The organism is Aeromonas simiae, from assembly GCF_000820125.1.
Taxonomy (GTDB): Bacteria; Pseudomonadota; Gammaproteobacteria; order Enterobacterales; family Aeromonadaceae; genus Aeromonas; species Aeromonas simiae.
Map to the genome: position 1 here is coordinate 423 of NZ_CDBY01000081.1, position 13,999 is coordinate 14,421.

The window sequence follows — 13,999 nt, forward strand, 5'->3', positions numbered from 1 at the left end:
GGTGCCGGTGATGGTGATGGTGACCGTGGTGGTCGAGCCGTCAGTCAGACGCACGGTGAACTGCTCCAGCTGCTGCTGACCGGCCGCCAGGGCATCGACCCGGGCGTTGTCCGCCAGCACAAAGCGCCACTGCCCCTGCCCGTCCACCTCGAAGCGGCCGTAGTCACTCTGCTGAGCACCGGCCACGAAGGCGAGATCCGGGTTGTCGGCGTCGCTGGCGCTCAGGGTGCCGGTCACCGGGGTCTGATCCCCCTCGGTCACCGCGCCGCTGCCGGCCGAAATGACCGGGGCGTCGTCGGTGCCGGTGATGGTGATGGTGACCGTGGTGGTCGAGCCGTCAGTCAGCCGCACGGTGAACTGCTCCAGCTGCTGCTGACCGGCCGCCAGGGCGTCGACCCGGGCGGAGTCCGCCAGCACGAAGCGCCACTGCCCCTGCCCGTCCACCTCGAAGCGGCCGTAGTCACTCTGCTGCGAGCCGGCCACGAAGGCGAGATCTGGGTTGTCGGCGTCGCTGGCGCTCAGGGTGCCGGTCACCGGGATCTGATCCCCCTCGGTCACCGCGCCGCTGCCGGACGAGATCTGCGGCAGATCGTCGGTGCCGGTGATGGTCAGGGTGATAACATGGCGGGTGCCGTCCACGCTCTGGACGGTGAAGCGCTCGACCTTGGTCTCCCCTTCGCCCAAGAACTGCACCTGGCTGTTAGCAACCTGATAGGTCCAAACGCCCGTTTCGCTGATGGTCAGGCGGCCCAGCGCGCCGTCACTCGGCGTGCCGCTGCCGGCCACAAACTTAGCCTCGTCAGCCCCGTCTACGTCGGTCACGGTCAGGGCGCCGCTCTCGAGCAGGGTCGGGGAGCTCTCATCTTCGGTCACACCACCACTGTCACTACCCGCGATAACGGCCCCATCATTCACGCCGGTCACGCGACCGCTCACCGTGGCCGTATCGGCGTTCACGCCGTCGCTGATGGTGTACTGGAAGCTGATGTCGCCGTTGAAGTTGGCTCCGGGCGTGAAGATCAGCTGGCCGTTGCTCAGCATCACGGCGCCGTTTTCGATGAGGAGGCTCTGCCCCTCGGCAATCGTCTGGCCATTGATCGCCGTGATGGTGAGGGGGTTGCCCTCGGTGTCGAGGTCGTTACCCAATACGTTCAGGGTGATGGAGCCATCCTCGGCCACAGTAAAGGCGTCGTTGATCGCCTCCGGCGCCGCATTCACCACGCTGTTGTCACTGCCCTTGGGCGAGAGATTGCCCGAGGTGTCGGTCAGGGTGGCATCCACGGTCACCGGCCCGGTCAGCGGCAGGCTGCCAGAGGGAATCGTGGTGGTCACTTGACCCGAGGTGATGTCCTCCTCGGTCAGGAGCTTGCTGAAATCGGGTTGTCCATCGCCGTTCCAATCCACATTCAGGGTGTCGCCGCTCTGGGCACTCCCCGGCAGGCGGATCACGATATCGACACCATGTTGGCGCTCGGTGTCTGAGATGACGCCATCACCGTCGAGGATCTCGACCGTCGGCGCTCCCGGCGCCGTGGTGTCCGCCTGCAAACCTGTGTCACTCGCTTGAACTTGAGCGGCGGTCTGCTCGTCCGTCGTATCGTAGCCGGCGGTGGCGATGGTCTGATTCAGGTTCATGTCGACCACGACAAAACCGCCATTACTGGCGCCAGCAACACCCCCTGCACCACCTGCGGCGGGCGCGCCCCCTGCCGCCGAGGCCTCAAAGGCCTGAGTCGGATCGACCCCCTGCATGATGGCTTGTTGCAACGCGGCAATATCGTCGGGAGCCCCTGCGCCGGGCAGCGCCGCCAATGGTTCGGGGACGGCCTCATCAGCCGCACGCATCTCTAACTGTCCTTCGCCCTGGCTTTCCACCACGCTGCCCTTGGGCAAGTGATCTCCCACCTGCACCGGTTGCCGGGAGCCATCGTCGGCGATGACATAGGCAGTGCCGTTAACGTGGGTGATGACAACATCCTGTTGCAGCCTGGTGGTACTCATTGAGCGCTCCTCGTTCCTTATTCAGGGACAGTTTTTTGAGCGTCTACTTTAACGATCGGAAAAGACCTACAACCAGTGATAAATTTCGAATGAATCTCTCACTCCAAAGAGAGATGCAACGTAAAACCCGAAAGATTTCATTCGGATGGCAATGCTGAAACCCATCAAAAAACAAGGCCGCATGAAGCGGCCTTGGTGGTAGGGGTCAGGCTCCTGCCCAGAGCAGGAGTGCCAGCAGTTGTGGCGATATGATGCGCAGGAACATCACCAGTGGATAGACAGTGGCATAAGAGAGCGCACTGGCACCGCTGGTCGCATGCATGCCATTGGCAAAAGCCAGGGCGGGAGGGTCCGTCATCGAGCCGGCCAACATGCCACACAGGGTCAGGTAGTTCATCTCACCATACCAGCGGGCCAACAGGCCGACCGTCAGCAGCGGGATGAAGGTGATCATTGCCCCGTAAAACATCCAGGCCAGACCATCCCCATGCAGCAGGGTCTCGAAGAAACCCGAGCCAGACTTGAACCCCACCACGGCCAGGAACAAGACGATGCCGATCTCGCGCAGCGCCAGGTTGGCACTCGGCGGCATGAACCAATAGAGACGGCCTATGCTGCCAATTCGCGCCAGGATCAGCGCCACCACCAGCGGGCCGCCGGCCAACCCCAGCTTGAGTGCAGCCGGGAAACCCGGCAGGTAGAAGGGGATGGAGCCGAGCAGTACCCCCAACCCGATGCCGATGAAGACCGGCAACATCTGCACCTGTTGCAGTTTCTGCTGCACGTTGCCGACTATGCTGGTCACCGCCTCGATGCCGTCGAGTCGCCCGACCAGATTCAGGATGTCACCAAATTGCAGGCTGGTCTGGCTGGTTGGCACCAGCTCGACCCCGGCCCGGTTGAGGCGGGAGATGACCACATCGTATTTTTGCTTGATATCGAGATCGCGGATCTTCTTACCAAGCACCTGCTCGTTGGTCACCACCACCCGCTCCACCCGCATGTCGGTACCCCGGGTAGAGAGAGAGGTTTCCACCTCTTCACCGAGCACCAGCAGAGCGTTGTGCAGCGCCTGTTTTTCCCCCACCAGGTGCAGCAGATCCCCCAGCTCCACCCGGGTATCCGGGCGCGGAACCATCAGATCGTCACCGCGTTTTAGGCGGGAGCAGACGATATCGGCCTCGTTCATGCTCGGGATCTCGCTGATCATCAGCCCGTTCATGTTGGGGTTGCGAACCGCGATGTTGATGGTGTGCAGGCTTTCGGTGGTCTTGCCGCTGTGCTTCTCAAACTCGGCTGCTTCGTTGTCGATCTTGATACGAAAAGCGAGGCGCACCAGCCACATGGTCAGCAGAATGCCGCAGATGCCAAACGGATAGGCCACCGCGTACCCCATCCCCATCAACCCGGTGATCCCGGGATCGGCCCCCAGCTCGGAGAGGATCTGCTGGCCGGCACCGAGTGAGGGGGTATTGGTCACGGCTCCCGAGAAGATCCCGAGGATAACCGGCAGCGGCACGTCGAAGACGTGGTGCAGCAACACCACCATGAGCCCGCCCAGCAGGACGATCAGGCCGGCAAACAGGTTCAGCTTCAACCCCGAGCTACGCAGGGAAGAGAAGAAACCAGGGCCCACCTGGATACCAATGGTATAAACGAACAGGATTAACCCGAACTCCTGAATGAAGTGCAGGGTATGAGCATCCAGCTCAAGTTGCATCAGGCCGGCGAAATGACCGACTAGAATGCCGCCAAACAGAACGCCACCGATGCCGAGACCGACTCCATAGACTCGCAAATTACCGAGCCACAGACCCAACACGGCCACCAGCGCCAGTATGCTGATGGCGAGTGCGATATCACTCATCTGTCTGTATCCTCAAAAGAAAAACTGCTCTTAGCTTCTCAGTTCCCCCCCGAAAGGACTGTGTTTAAGAGCACGTTTTAATGAAATAACGCCCTTTCATCTACCAATTTAGGGTTAATCTATAAGGCCCTATCGGACTTTTCCCTCCCTACGCCGCTCCTGCTGCCATGCCCGGCCATTTGCGGTATGCTCTGCGCCCAGTCCGGCGCATCGAGCATGGAGTGTAGGCCGCCAATGAAATTCGACGAGTTGTTTCTCTCTCCCCATCAGGATCTCGATGGTCACATCAGCGCCCTGATCCGCGCCTTCCACGAGACCGATGACAGTCGCCTGCCCTACGATCGCGCCCATTTCATCCACCAGCTGAGTGAAGCCGGCATGCCTTCTGGCGAGGCATCGCTGGCCAACTACGTCGAGCGGCTGGCCGGATTGCTGCCCGGGATCTCCCACCTCGCCTCTCCCCGCTACATGGGACACATGACGGCGCCGTTGCCGGCCTATACCGGAGAGCTGTCACGCCTGCTGGCCATGCTCAATCAGAACCCGATGAAGATGGAGTCATCGCGCCTGCTCAGCTTCCTCGAGCGCGAGTCGCTGGCCCGCCTGCATCGCTTGGTCTATGACCAGGACGACGCGTTTTACCAGACTCACATGCATGCCAAGGATTCCGCCCTCGGCGTCATGACCAGCGGTGGCACCATCGCCAACGTCACGGCGCTCTGGCTGGCGCGCAACCGTGCTTGCGGCGATAACCTGTTCGCCCTGGCGGCCGAAGGGTGGCGCGGGGTGGCCGTGCTCGGCTCACGCCTGATGCACTACTCGTTCGACAAAGGCATGGATCTGCTGGGGGCTGGCGCCGGCGCGGTGCACCGTCTGCCGGTCGATGAGCACAACCGCCTCAGCATTCCCGCCCTCGAGGCCGAGCTGGCCCGCTGCAAGGCGGAGCGGATCAAGGTGCTGGCCCTCGTCGGGGTGGCGGGAACCACCGACTTTGGCTCCATCGATCCCCTGCCCGAGCTGGCCGACATCGCCCAACGGGAGCATATCCACCTGCATATCGATGCCGCCTGGGGAGGCCCGACCCGCTTCTCGTCGCGCTACCGCGATCTGCTGGCCGGCATGGAACGAGCCGACACCGTCACCCTGGACGGGCACAAGCAGCTGCTGGTCCCCCTTGGCACCGGCATGCTGCTGTGCCGTGAGCCCGGCCTGATGATGGCGGTCAAGCGCGAGGCCCCTTACGCCATCCGCGCCACCTCGTTCGATCAGGGGCGCTTCACCCTGGAAGGCACTCGCCCGGCCAACGCCCTCTATCTGGACGCCGCCTTCCACCTGATAGGGCTGAGTGGTTACGCCCGCCTCATCGAGGAGAATTACGACCGAGCCCGCCTGATGGCCACCCTGATCGAGGCCGATCCCGCCTTCGAGCTGATGGCGGCCCCGGTGATGAACCTGCTGGCCTACCGCTGCATTCCACCCCATTTGCAGGGGCGCACCCCGGATGAGTCAGACAATATTCAGATCAATGCCTTCAATATTGCGCTGCAAAAACGCCAGCGGGCCGAGGGGCACAGCTTTGTCTCCCGCACCGCTCGCAGCGTCACCCGCTATGGCGAGCAGCCATTGACCCTGTTGCGCGCCGTGCTGCTTAACCCGCAGATCCGCCGCGAACATATTGAGGCGCTGCTGGCAGAGCAAAAGCGCCTTGGCGCCGAACTGGCGCGAGAGTTATTTACCTGAGCTGTTGTGCCCGAACCGACTCGGGTACACTGATTTCCACACCGAATTGACGACCTCGACATGAAACAATTTATCGAATTTATCCCGCTGATCGTCTTCTTTGCGATCTACAAGTTCTACGACATCTATTACGCCACGGCCGCGCTGGTGGTGGTTACCGCCCTGCAACTGCTCTACAACTGGCTGAAGTATCGAAAAGTAGAGAAGATGCAGCTCATCACCTTCGTGGTGGTCGCCTTCTTTGGCTCATTGACCCTCATCTTTCACAACGATGCCTTCATCAAGTGGAAAGTCACCGTCATCAACGAACTGTTTGCACTGGCCTTGCTGATCAGCCGCTACGGCTTTGGCAAGAATCTGATCAAACAGATGCTCGGTAAGGAGCTGACCGCTCCGGACGGGGTCTGGGATCGCCTCAACCTCGGCTGGGTCGGCTTCTTTGCCCTGTGTGGCGCCCTCAATCTCTATATCGCCTTCAACCTGCCACAAGAGGTCTGGGTCAACTTCAAGGTGTTTGGCCTGCTTGGCATGACCTTGGTGTTCACCCTGCTCAGCGGCCTTTATCTCTATCGCCATCTGCCGGCCGAGCAGAAGAAATAGCGTTTAACACAAGGAGAGTCACATGTGGTACCTGATCTACGCCGAAGATGTCCCGGGCAGCCTGCCCATGCGCAAAGAGGCCAGACCGGCCCATCTGGCCCGCCTGCAAACACTGCAAAATGAGGGGCGACTGCTGGTTGCCGGCCCAAACCCGGCCATCGATGCAGAAGATCCGGGTGAGGCAGGCTTTACCGGCTCGACCGTGATCGCCGAGTTTGCCTCCTATGCCGAGGCGCGCGCCTGGGCCAATGCCGATCCTTATGTCGCCGCAGGTGTCTACGCCCAGGTGACGGTGAAGCCGTTTAAGAAGGTGTTCTAAAAAAACACCGGGCTCTGCCCGGTGTTTTTTTATTCGCTCGCGCTGACCACAAACCAGGGATTGAGGATCTCGGGCTTGTTGTAGCGAAGGGGGACGCCTTCCAAGGTGGTCACCTTGCCACCCGCCCCCTCGACCACCGCCTGCGCCGCCGCCGTATCCCACTCACACGTGGGGGCCAGTCGCGGATAGAGGTGCGCCTTGCCCTCGGCCACCAGACACAGTTTCAGCGAACTGCCGAGGGAGATAAGCTCCAGGTTATCCCCAAGCGGCGCCAGATAGTCGAGCGTTTCAGCACTGAGATGGTGACGGCTGCCAACAACCCGCCACCGCTCCCCTTCCTGATGGGGGACGGTGCGTATTGCGCTGCGCTCCCCTTGTGCTTCGCGCCACGCCCCCAGCTCGCGCCCCCCTTCCCACAAAACATCCAGCACAGGGGCATAGACCACCCCCCATACGACTCGCTCCCCTTCAATCAATGCGATGTTGACGGTGAACTCCCCATTGCGAGAGACAAACTCCTTGGTGCCATCAAGGGGGTCCACCAGCCAGTAACGATGCCACTGGCGACGCGCTTCCTGCACCTGGGCAGGGGACTCTTCCGAGAGCAGCGCAATGGTGGGGGTCAAGTCAGCCATGGCCTGAACAATGCAGTCATGGGCTCTGTGGTCAGCTTCTGTCAGAGGCGAATGGTCGGCTTTGTGCTCGACGGCGAACGCCTGTCCGTAGACATCGAGGATCTCCGCTCCGGCCGCGCGAGCCACGCGACAGACGGCAGCACGCAGCTCAGTGGTTAGCATCATCTTATTTTTCCTCAATTTTTCATCATGTTGCCATCATATAGCAGCGCCAGCCCCAGGCTTATAGCTATTCGTGATGGGGTATGCCCGTGTCAAATCTGACATAGGCCCTACAGACCGTTCTCCTAAACCTAAAACGGTTTTTCCACCGTCGAGGAACGCACCATGAAGACACGGAATCTGTTGCTGGCCATGCTGCTGGCCACCCTCCCCCTGACCGGCCTGCAAGCCGCAGAGAAACCCGCCGCCAAACCCCAGAGCACGGTAGTGGAGGCCGCCAGCCCCGGCAAAATCAACATCAATACCGCCAGTACCGAGCAATTAACCCAGCTCAAGGGGATCGGAGCCAAGAAAGCGCAGGCGATCGTTGACTATCGGGAGAAGCAGGGCAAATTCACCTCGGTCGAACAACTGGCCGATGTCAGCGGCATCGGGCCGGCCACGTTGGAGTCGAACCGGCAGAGCATCGTCGTAAAATAACCCCCGGGCGGCTAGTGGCCGCCCGTTTCTTCTTGGAGTAAGATGCCGGCAATTACCCTCCCGATGGGACTCATCAATGAAAAAGACGCCAAGCGTAGTTCGCAAAGCCATCATTCCCGTTGCCGGCCTCGGCACCCGCATGCTGCCCGCCACCAAGGCCATCCCCAAGGAAATGCTGCCGGTCGTCGACAAGCCGCTGATCCAATACGTGGTCAATGAAGCCATTGCCGCCGGGATCAAGGAGATCGTCCTCGTAACCCACTCAAGCAAGAACTCCATTGAAAACCATTTCGACAAGAGTTTCGAACTGGAAGCCACGCTCGAGAAGCGGGTAAAACGCCAGCTGCTGGCAGAAGTGCAGGCCATCTGCCCGAAGGATGTCACCATCATGCATGTTCGCCAGGGGGAAGCCAAAGGTCTTGGCCACGCCATCCTGTGCGCCCGTCCACTAATTGGTGACAATCCCTTCGCCATACTGCTGCCGGATGTACTGCTCGATGATGCCGCCAGCGACCCCAGCCGCGACAACCTCTCCGAGATGGTGCATCTGTTCGAGGAGCAGCGGGTCAGCCAGATCATGGTGGAAGAGGTGCCGCAGAGCGAAGTCGACAAATACGGTATTGCCGACATCAACGGTGAGACATTGGCCGCCGGTATGTCATTGCCGATGCAAGCCATAGTGGAAAAGCCGGCCAAGGATGAGTCCCCATCTAACCTCGCCGTCGTCGGCCGCTATGTGCTCTCTTCGAACATCTGGCCGCTGCTGGAGAAGACCCTGCCTGGCGCCGGAGACGAGATCCAGCTGACCGATGCGATCGCCATGCTGATCAATCAGGAGCAGGTCAACGCCTACTTCATGAAAGGCAAGAGCCACGACTGCGGCAGCAAAATGGGATACATGAAAGCCAACGTCGAGTATGCGGTACGTCATCGCGAACTTAATGGTGAATTCATCAGTTGGCTGAAGGCGTTTGCCAACCAACTGTAATATTGAATATTTCTGAATAATTCAGCATAAAAAACTGGGCATCATTCGATGCCCTTTTTTCTTTAAATCAACAAAAATTCATCAACAAAATAATAAAAATACGTTAAATCATATTCTTGTAATTAACCTACCATTGCTTTATAAGAAATAAGGCTATTTCCATAGCCCTTGCATAAAATCACAAATAAAACAGTAAACACAGGTGGAAGTTCCATGCAAACCCCGTCTCAAGGGACCTTTTTAGGTCATCCTAAAGGGCTTTTTTTGCTCTTTAGCACTGAACTGTGGGAGCGATTCTCCTACTACGGCATGCGTGCCGTTCTGGTTCTCTATCTCACCGCCCAGACCACCAATGGCGGTCTCGGCTGGAATGAAGCCGATGCACTCAGGCTCTACGGCATCTATACCGGTCTGGTCTACATCACCCCGCTCATTGGTGGTTGGCTGGCCGATACCTTCCTCGGCCAACGCCGAGCCATTCTGATAGGCGCGACCCTGATGGCCGCCGGTCAGTTTACCCTGGCCCTCCCCCACTCCCTGTTCCCGGATCAAGTCTTCACCGTCTTCTATTCCGGTCTTGCCCTGCTCATCATTGGTAATGGTCTGTTCAAGCCCAACATCTCCACCATGGTGGGGGATCTCTATGAAGAGGGAGATCACCGCCGTGATGGTGCCTTCACCATCTTCTATATGGGGATCAATCTCGGCTCCCTGCTGACGGGCGTGATCTGTGGCGCCGCCGCCAATGCCTTCGGCTGGCAGGCCGCCTTCGTCGGCGCCGGCATCGGTATGTTGATCTCGCTGCTGCTGCAGGCCACCATGGCCCAGCGCTTTCTGGGTGATATCGGCCGTGTGCCGGCAGCCAAGCGGGCAGTAGAAAAGAGTCTGAACAAGCAGAAGAACCCCCTAACCAAGCAGGAGAGGGATCGCATCAAGGTCATCTTGGTGCTGGGCCTGTTCACCATCATCTTCTGGGCCGGTTTTGAACAAGCCGGAGGGCTGATGAACCTCTATACTCAGGAGTACACCGACCGAATGATTGGCAGTTTTGAAGTCCCTGCCGCCTGGTTCCAGTCCCTGAACCCCTTCTTCATCATCACACTCGCACCGATCATCGCCACCGTGTGGGTCAAACTGGGGCAACGTGAACCCAACTCTCCGGTCAAGTTCGCCATGGGTCTGCTGTTCCTCGCCATCGGCTTCCTGTTCATGGTCGGAGCCGTGCTGCAACAAGGTGGTGACAGTGCCGTCAAGACCTCCATGTTCTGGCTGATCGGCGCCTACCTGTTCCATACCCTGGGCGAGCTCTGCCTCTCCCCCATCGGCCTTTCCATGGTGACCAAGCTGGCTCCGCTGCGTCTGGCCTCCCTCATGATGGGTGCCTGGTTCGGCTTCAATGCCCTTGCCAACTATATTGCAGGCTTCGTCGGCTCCTTCGTCGGCGAGTCCGGCCCGCTAGCCATCTTCGGTGGCATCGCCGTGGCGGCCACCATCAGCGCCACCCTGCTGCTACTGATGGCAAACCGTCTGGTCTACTGGATGCATGGTGCCGAAGGTCCGGCCACCCATCAGGAGGCCGCAGAGCAAGGGAAGCCACACGCTTCCACCATCTGATGGATCTCAATGAGAGAGGGCGCCCTAGGCGCCCTTTTTTGTTACTGCTGATGTTGGATACATAGGTTGAGCTCCGCCCCGGACTCATTGCTGACCTGTAGCGAGAAGGGGGCGTGCCAGCTACGGCGGTGCAAGGGATAGTCGGTATCACGCAGTAACCCAAGTGGCATGCCACCGCAACGCGCCAACCAGTGGGGCGACGCCAGACCCGCATTAGCCAGCAGCAGGTTGTCGTCAGGCGAGAAGAGCAGCGCTGCCACGCTGACAGGCTGGCGGATCCCCGATTCACACAGGTGCCAGTTGAGATAACTGAGCAGCTTCGCCGGTTGCTCCAACAGCCGGCTCTCTCCCTCCTGATACTGGCGATAGGGGCCGTTCATCAGCATGCGGACCAATGCCGAACAGAAAGGGCCATCCTGCCCGAGCAGCGGCAGCTCCATCACCAGGATGAGCAGGGAACGGGAGACCCGAAAGCTCTCGACAATGAACAGATGGCCCATCCCCTCGCTGGTCACCTGCCACGGCCCCCACTCCTGCAGGGTCGAGTCCAGCTGTTGTCTCACCATACGGGTTGCCAGACGATCGTCGCGCCGCAGCGCATCCATGTGTTCAAGCAGCTCGAGCTGCTGCATCGCACTCGGGGTATGGTTCAGGGATTGTTCGATGCTAAAGCGCACCAGTTCCCAGTCACGGATGGGTTTGATCAAAAAATCCCTGGCGCCGGCCCGGAGCACCCGCGCCACCACATCCATCCGGCTCTGGGCCGAAATCACGATGATCGGCAGCTCGGGATAACGCACCCGCAGGCAGGCCAGCACCTCATGGCCATCCATCGCCGGCATGTTGAGATCGCACAGCACCAGCTCGGGTTTATACAAGGCGGCGGCGGCCACCCCTTCAATCCCATCCTCGGCCTCAAACACACGGGCACCACAGATCTCCAGATAGCAGACCAGCTGATGGCGAAAGATCGCATCATCCTCGATGACCAGTATTCGGATTCCGGTTTCCAACATACAGCGACGGCTCGGCAAGAGGGTGAAAAGGGGAAGGCATCGCCATTAAGACTAGTTCAGCTCAAAGGGCGTGTACCACGATTGCCTGAGAATAATATTCCGGTCAATAGCGTTCAATGTCAGAAAACATGCCAGCCGCTTAGCCATCGTTCGCCATTAATTCGGTGTAGATTGCCAGTTCGACTCCGTTTCCCCTGCGACAGAGACACATTTTCACCGTACGATGCGCTCGTTTGTCTGCAACGCCCGCTTCGGGGATAATGCTCGCAGGAACCTTCTCCAATAAGCCATATGACCCCAGCCGAATACAGTGCGCTCGAACACCCCCGCCTCTCCCACCCGGCCCGCACGCTCTACTGCCTGCAACTGCGCCGGATCTGGTTGGAGCATCAGCCCCGGGTCATCAATTACCCGGTGCTTGGGCGTGCCCTGGCGGTCGTGGACCCGAGCGATCCCTCCGGTTTCAGCTTTCAGGTCAATGCCAGGCAACTGACCGGCCTGCTCGATGAACTGGTCATGGCCGGGCTGCTCGAGTGCGAGCAGAGCGGTGAGCACTACCACCAGCAGACCTTCCGATTGCCCCTGCTGGAGGAGGAGACCAGCTCTCCACTGCCCCAGCGCCCCTTCCCCATGCATCTGCAATGGCGACCCGATGATGCCCTGCCCGCCCTTGCCCGGTTGTGTGGCGTCATCGATTGCAGCTACGGTGAGGAAGAACTTGGCGAGTTTATCGCCTACTGGCTGGGAAGGCCGGAGGTGTTCGAGAACCAGCATCAGTGGATGCTCAAGTTTGTCCGGGCGATCAAGACCCGGCGCTATATCCGCCGTCCCCCAGCAGAGTCTGCCGCCCAGGGCTACCAGCAGGCCCGCCCGCCGGTCGCCGAATCGGGCCCCAGCCGCCGGGCCCAGGAAATGATTGAAGAGGCCAAGCGCCTGACCCAGCAAAAGGAACAAGATGATGTCCAATGAGCAGGATCCCTTGAAAGAGGCGCTGGCTGATATCGAGGCCAAGCGCCAGCAGCTCCAGCGCGAAAAAAAGCGAGGACGCCAGCCCCATGATCCCGATCTGCAACGTCATGTTGGCACACTGCTGGATCGGATCCGGCGCCTGCAACGCGAGACCGGTGGCTCACACTACGAGTACGAGGCCCTGCGCAAAGAGTACGAGGCCAAGGCCAATGCCGAGGTGCGCGAGCTGCAAAAACAGGCGCGTCAGGAGCGGATCTCGCGTCTCATCGCCCAAGCCGACCTGAATCCGGAGTGGGTGTTTGAACGCATGGATCACGACGATCCCAGCCTGCAATACCCCATCGAAACCGCTCGCTACTTCATCAGCGGCTTCGAGCACTGGGAGAAGAGCGGCGGCGGCTGCATGCTCATCTATGGCGACTATGGCACCGGTAAATCCACCCTGGCTGGCGCCGTGGCCCATGAACTCATCGAACGCCACCAGAAATCGGTGATCTTCCAGCAGTGGGCCTCCATCGTCGATCGCCTGTTCTTCAACGTCATCGAAGATCAGGAGGAGCGCAACCAGTACCGCCGAGCCTTGGAAGAGGTCGATTTGCTGATCGTCGATGAGGTGGCGGCAAACCGCGCCAAGCTGGCCGAGAGCCAGTCCAGCTTCCTCGGCCACCTGCTGCGCCGGCGTCGCAACCTCTCCCGTAGTGTCATTCTCATCACTAACCACTCACCGGAAAGCCTGCACCGCGCCATCGGCGACTTCAGCTTTGAGGCCATCAAGGCCTTCAATCCGGTCGACATTCACCTCGCAGGGCCGAGCCGTCGCCCCAACATTGGCCACTACTCCGGCTGAAAAAAACGAGGCCCGCTATCTTGAGATAGTGGGCCTTGAAAAAAGGTGCTACGGAATTGCGACTTACGCCGCAAGAAACTTTAGAAGGGGACACCTCCTAAACTGGCAACGGCGATAATAATGACGCGCAAACGTTTTACATAGCCTCTGCACACAAATGTGAGAGATATCTCTCAGTTCTGCGCCTCCTGCCCCTCTCGTTTCCAGTCACGATACTCCCCAGCCCAAAGCCGGGTGTGGATACCGTGACGAAGCACCCGGCACTGCATCGCGGTGACAAACTGCCCGGGCCTGTATCCCTCCGGCCTGGGTAGCAGGATCACCCTGAGCCGGGCGCCATCATCAAGCAGCCAGCGTCCCCCACCCAGCGGCGACACCAACATCCCCGTCAACTCAGCAATGCACGCCTCTCCACTGTCCGGCGCCTCATCCCGACAGCGAACAAACTCCCGGTAAAGACCAAATTCTGCGAGTTCACGCAGGATGGAAAGTCTCACTTTGCACACCATAGCATGCCTCCGAAAGGCGTCATTGGAGACATAGTGAGCAGGTCGATAAGGAAATGAAACGATCAGTTTACATTTTGGTGAGCGCCGCCACAAAGATTGAAAATCACATCACACACAGACAATTGGTGTCATTAATGCCAGATAACTCGATATATTTCCCCGATTAAGGCCGATGTAACCACATGGCCATGCCACGAGATCCAAGGCTCATCTCCCCCCGCTCACCCGGACTTCCCCCTGGAATATGGCACC

General features: G+C 59.6%; 13 protein-coding genes. 8 read left to right on the forward strand and 5 right to left on the reverse strand.

Going from position 1 to position 13,999, the window contains the following annotated elements:
* Together BN1134_RS16465 and BN1134_RS16470 are read right to left on the reverse strand one after the other, a co-directional pair.
* The coding region (locus BN1134_RS16465) for a retention module-containing protein (protein WP_156991841.1) at nucleotides 1-2,001 on the reverse strand (2,001 nt) is incomplete at its 3' end.
* Between the two features lie 205 nt (nucleotides 2,002-2,206).
* Nucleotides 2,207-3,868 carry a putative transporter gene (locus tag BN1134_RS16470; protein WP_042048549.1) on the reverse strand — a complete coding sequence of 554 codons (1,662 nt, stop codon included), beginning with the start codon at nucleotides 3,866-3,868 and terminating at the stop codon, nucleotides 2,207-2,209.
* A 234-nt stretch (nucleotides 3,869-4,102) separates the two neighbouring features.
* On the opposite strand from BN1134_RS16470, the gene BN1134_RS16475 reads away from it, so the two are divergent.
* The 3 genes from BN1134_RS16475 to BN1134_RS16485 are packed head-to-tail and all read left to right on the forward strand — an operon-like array spanning nucleotide 4,103 to nucleotide 6,527.
* Nucleotides 4,103-5,608, forward strand: a complete 1,506-nt coding sequence (locus BN1134_RS16475; RefSeq protein WP_042048550.1) for a pyridoxal-dependent decarboxylase — start codon at nucleotides 4,103-4,105, stop codon at nucleotides 5,606-5,608.
* A gap of 60 nt (nucleotides 5,609-5,668) precedes the next feature.
* On the forward strand, nucleotides 5,669-6,208 hold the full coding sequence (locus BN1134_RS16480) for a septation protein A (RefSeq protein WP_042048551.1): 540 nt from the start codon (nucleotides 5,669-5,671) through the stop codon (nucleotides 6,206-6,208).
* Nucleotides 6,209-6,230: 22 nt separating this feature from the next.
* Nucleotides 6,231-6,527: a YciI family protein gene (locus BN1134_RS16485; RefSeq protein ID WP_042048552.1), complete on the forward strand. Its 297-nt coding sequence runs from the start codon at nucleotides 6,231-6,233 to the stop codon at nucleotides 6,525-6,527.
* 29 nt (nucleotides 6,528-6,556) lie between these two features.
* Here the strand turns inward: BN1134_RS16485 and cysQ are convergent, their stop codons facing one another.
* Nucleotides 6,557-7,327 carry a 3'(2'),5'-bisphosphate nucleotidase CysQ gene (cysQ, locus tag BN1134_RS16490; RefSeq protein ID WP_042048554.1) on the reverse strand — a complete coding sequence of 257 codons (771 nt, stop codon included), beginning with the start codon at nucleotides 7,325-7,327 and terminating at the stop codon, nucleotides 6,557-6,559.
* A 162-nt stretch (nucleotides 7,328-7,489) separates the two neighbouring features.
* On the opposite strand from cysQ, the gene BN1134_RS16495 reads away from it, so the two are divergent.
* The 3 genes from BN1134_RS16495 to BN1134_RS16505 all read left to right on the forward strand — a co-directional run bounded on the left by BN1134_RS16495 (nucleotide 7,490) and on the right by BN1134_RS16505 (nucleotide 10,406).
* A complete protein-coding gene (locus BN1134_RS16495) occupies nucleotides 7,490-7,804 on the forward strand; it encodes a ComEA family DNA-binding protein (RefSeq protein WP_042048555.1) in 315 nt (104 codons plus the stop codon).
* Nucleotides 7,805-7,880: 76 nt separating this feature from the next.
* Nucleotides 7,881-8,792 carry a UTP--glucose-1-phosphate uridylyltransferase GalU gene (gene galU, locus BN1134_RS16500; protein ID WP_042048556.1) on the forward strand — a complete coding sequence of 304 codons (912 nt, stop codon included), beginning with the start codon at nucleotides 7,881-7,883 and terminating at the stop codon, nucleotides 8,790-8,792.
* A gap of 213 nt (nucleotides 8,793-9,005) precedes the next feature.
* Nucleotides 9,006-10,406, forward strand: a complete 1,401-nt coding sequence (locus BN1134_RS16505) for a peptide MFS transporter (RefSeq protein ID WP_042048557.1) — start codon at nucleotides 9,006-9,008, stop codon at nucleotides 10,404-10,406.
* A 41-nt stretch (nucleotides 10,407-10,447) separates the two neighbouring features.
* On the opposite strand, the gene BN1134_RS16510 is transcribed toward BN1134_RS16505, so the two are convergent.
* Complete coding sequence (locus BN1134_RS16510) at nucleotides 10,448-11,422, reverse strand: response regulator (protein ID WP_042048558.1); 975 nt, start codon at nucleotides 11,420-11,422, stop codon at nucleotides 10,448-10,450.
* A gap of 291 nt (nucleotides 11,423-11,713) precedes the next feature.
* Between BN1134_RS16510 and BN1134_RS16515 the strand changes: the two genes are divergently transcribed.
* Both BN1134_RS16515 and BN1134_RS16520 read left to right on the forward strand, forming a co-directional pair.
* Nucleotides 11,714-12,391, forward strand: coding sequence for a DnaT-like ssDNA-binding domain-containing protein (locus BN1134_RS16515; RefSeq protein WP_042048559.1), 678 nt, complete (start codon nucleotides 11,714-11,716; stop codon nucleotides 12,389-12,391).
* Entirely contained in the window at nucleotides 12,381-13,238 is an 858-nt protein-coding gene (locus BN1134_RS16520; RefSeq protein WP_042048560.1) for a DnaA ATPase domain-containing protein, read from the forward strand. The genes BN1134_RS16515 and BN1134_RS16520 overlap by 11 nt, the downstream gene beginning before the upstream one ends.
* A 173-nt stretch (nucleotides 13,239-13,411) precedes the next feature.
* Here the strand turns inward: BN1134_RS16520 and BN1134_RS16525 are convergent, their stop codons facing one another.
* Nucleotides 13,412-13,735 (reverse strand): hypothetical protein, encoded by a 324-nt coding sequence (locus BN1134_RS16525; protein ID WP_156991843.1) that lies wholly within the window; start codon nucleotides 13,733-13,735, stop codon nucleotides 13,412-13,414.
* Nucleotides 13,736-13,999: the final 264 nt, after the last annotated feature.

What these genes read in the sequence shown, in the direction of transcription:
- BN1134_RS16470 (WP_042048549.1), bottom strand. Translation starts at nt 3,868, where the DNA reads ATGAGTGATATCGCACTCGCCATCAGCATACTGGCGCTGGTGGCCGTG.
- BN1134_RS16475 (WP_042048550.1), top strand. Translation starts at nt 4,103, where the DNA reads ATGAAATTCGACGAGTTGTTTCTCTCTCCCCATCAGGATCTCGATGGT.
- BN1134_RS16480 (WP_042048551.1), top strand. Translation starts at nt 5,669, where the DNA reads ATGAAACAATTTATCGAATTTATCCCGCTGATCGTCTTCTTTGCGATC.
- BN1134_RS16485 (WP_042048552.1), top strand. Translation starts at nt 6,231, where the DNA reads ATGTGGTACCTGATCTACGCCGAAGATGTCCCGGGCAGCCTGCCCATG.
- cysQ (WP_042048554.1), bottom strand. Translation starts at nt 7,327, where the DNA reads ATGATGCTAACCACTGAGCTGCGTGCTGCCGTCTGTCGCGTGGCTCGC.
- BN1134_RS16495 (WP_042048555.1), top strand. Translation starts at nt 7,490, where the DNA reads ATGAAGACACGGAATCTGTTGCTGGCCATGCTGCTGGCCACCCTCCCC.
- galU (WP_042048556.1), top strand. Translation starts at nt 7,881, where the DNA reads ATGAAAAAGACGCCAAGCGTAGTTCGCAAAGCCATCATTCCCGTTGCC.
- BN1134_RS16505 (WP_042048557.1), top strand. Translation starts at nt 9,006, where the DNA reads ATGCAAACCCCGTCTCAAGGGACCTTTTTAGGTCATCCTAAAGGGCTT.
- BN1134_RS16510 (WP_042048558.1), bottom strand. Translation starts at nt 11,422, where the DNA reads ATGTTGGAAACCGGAATCCGAATACTGGTCATCGAGGATGATGCGATC.
- BN1134_RS16515 (WP_042048559.1), top strand. Translation starts at nt 11,714, where the DNA reads ATGACCCCAGCCGAATACAGTGCGCTCGAACACCCCCGCCTCTCCCAC.
- BN1134_RS16520 (WP_042048560.1), top strand. Translation starts at nt 12,381, where the DNA reads ATGTCCAATGAGCAGGATCCCTTGAAAGAGGCGCTGGCTGATATCGAG.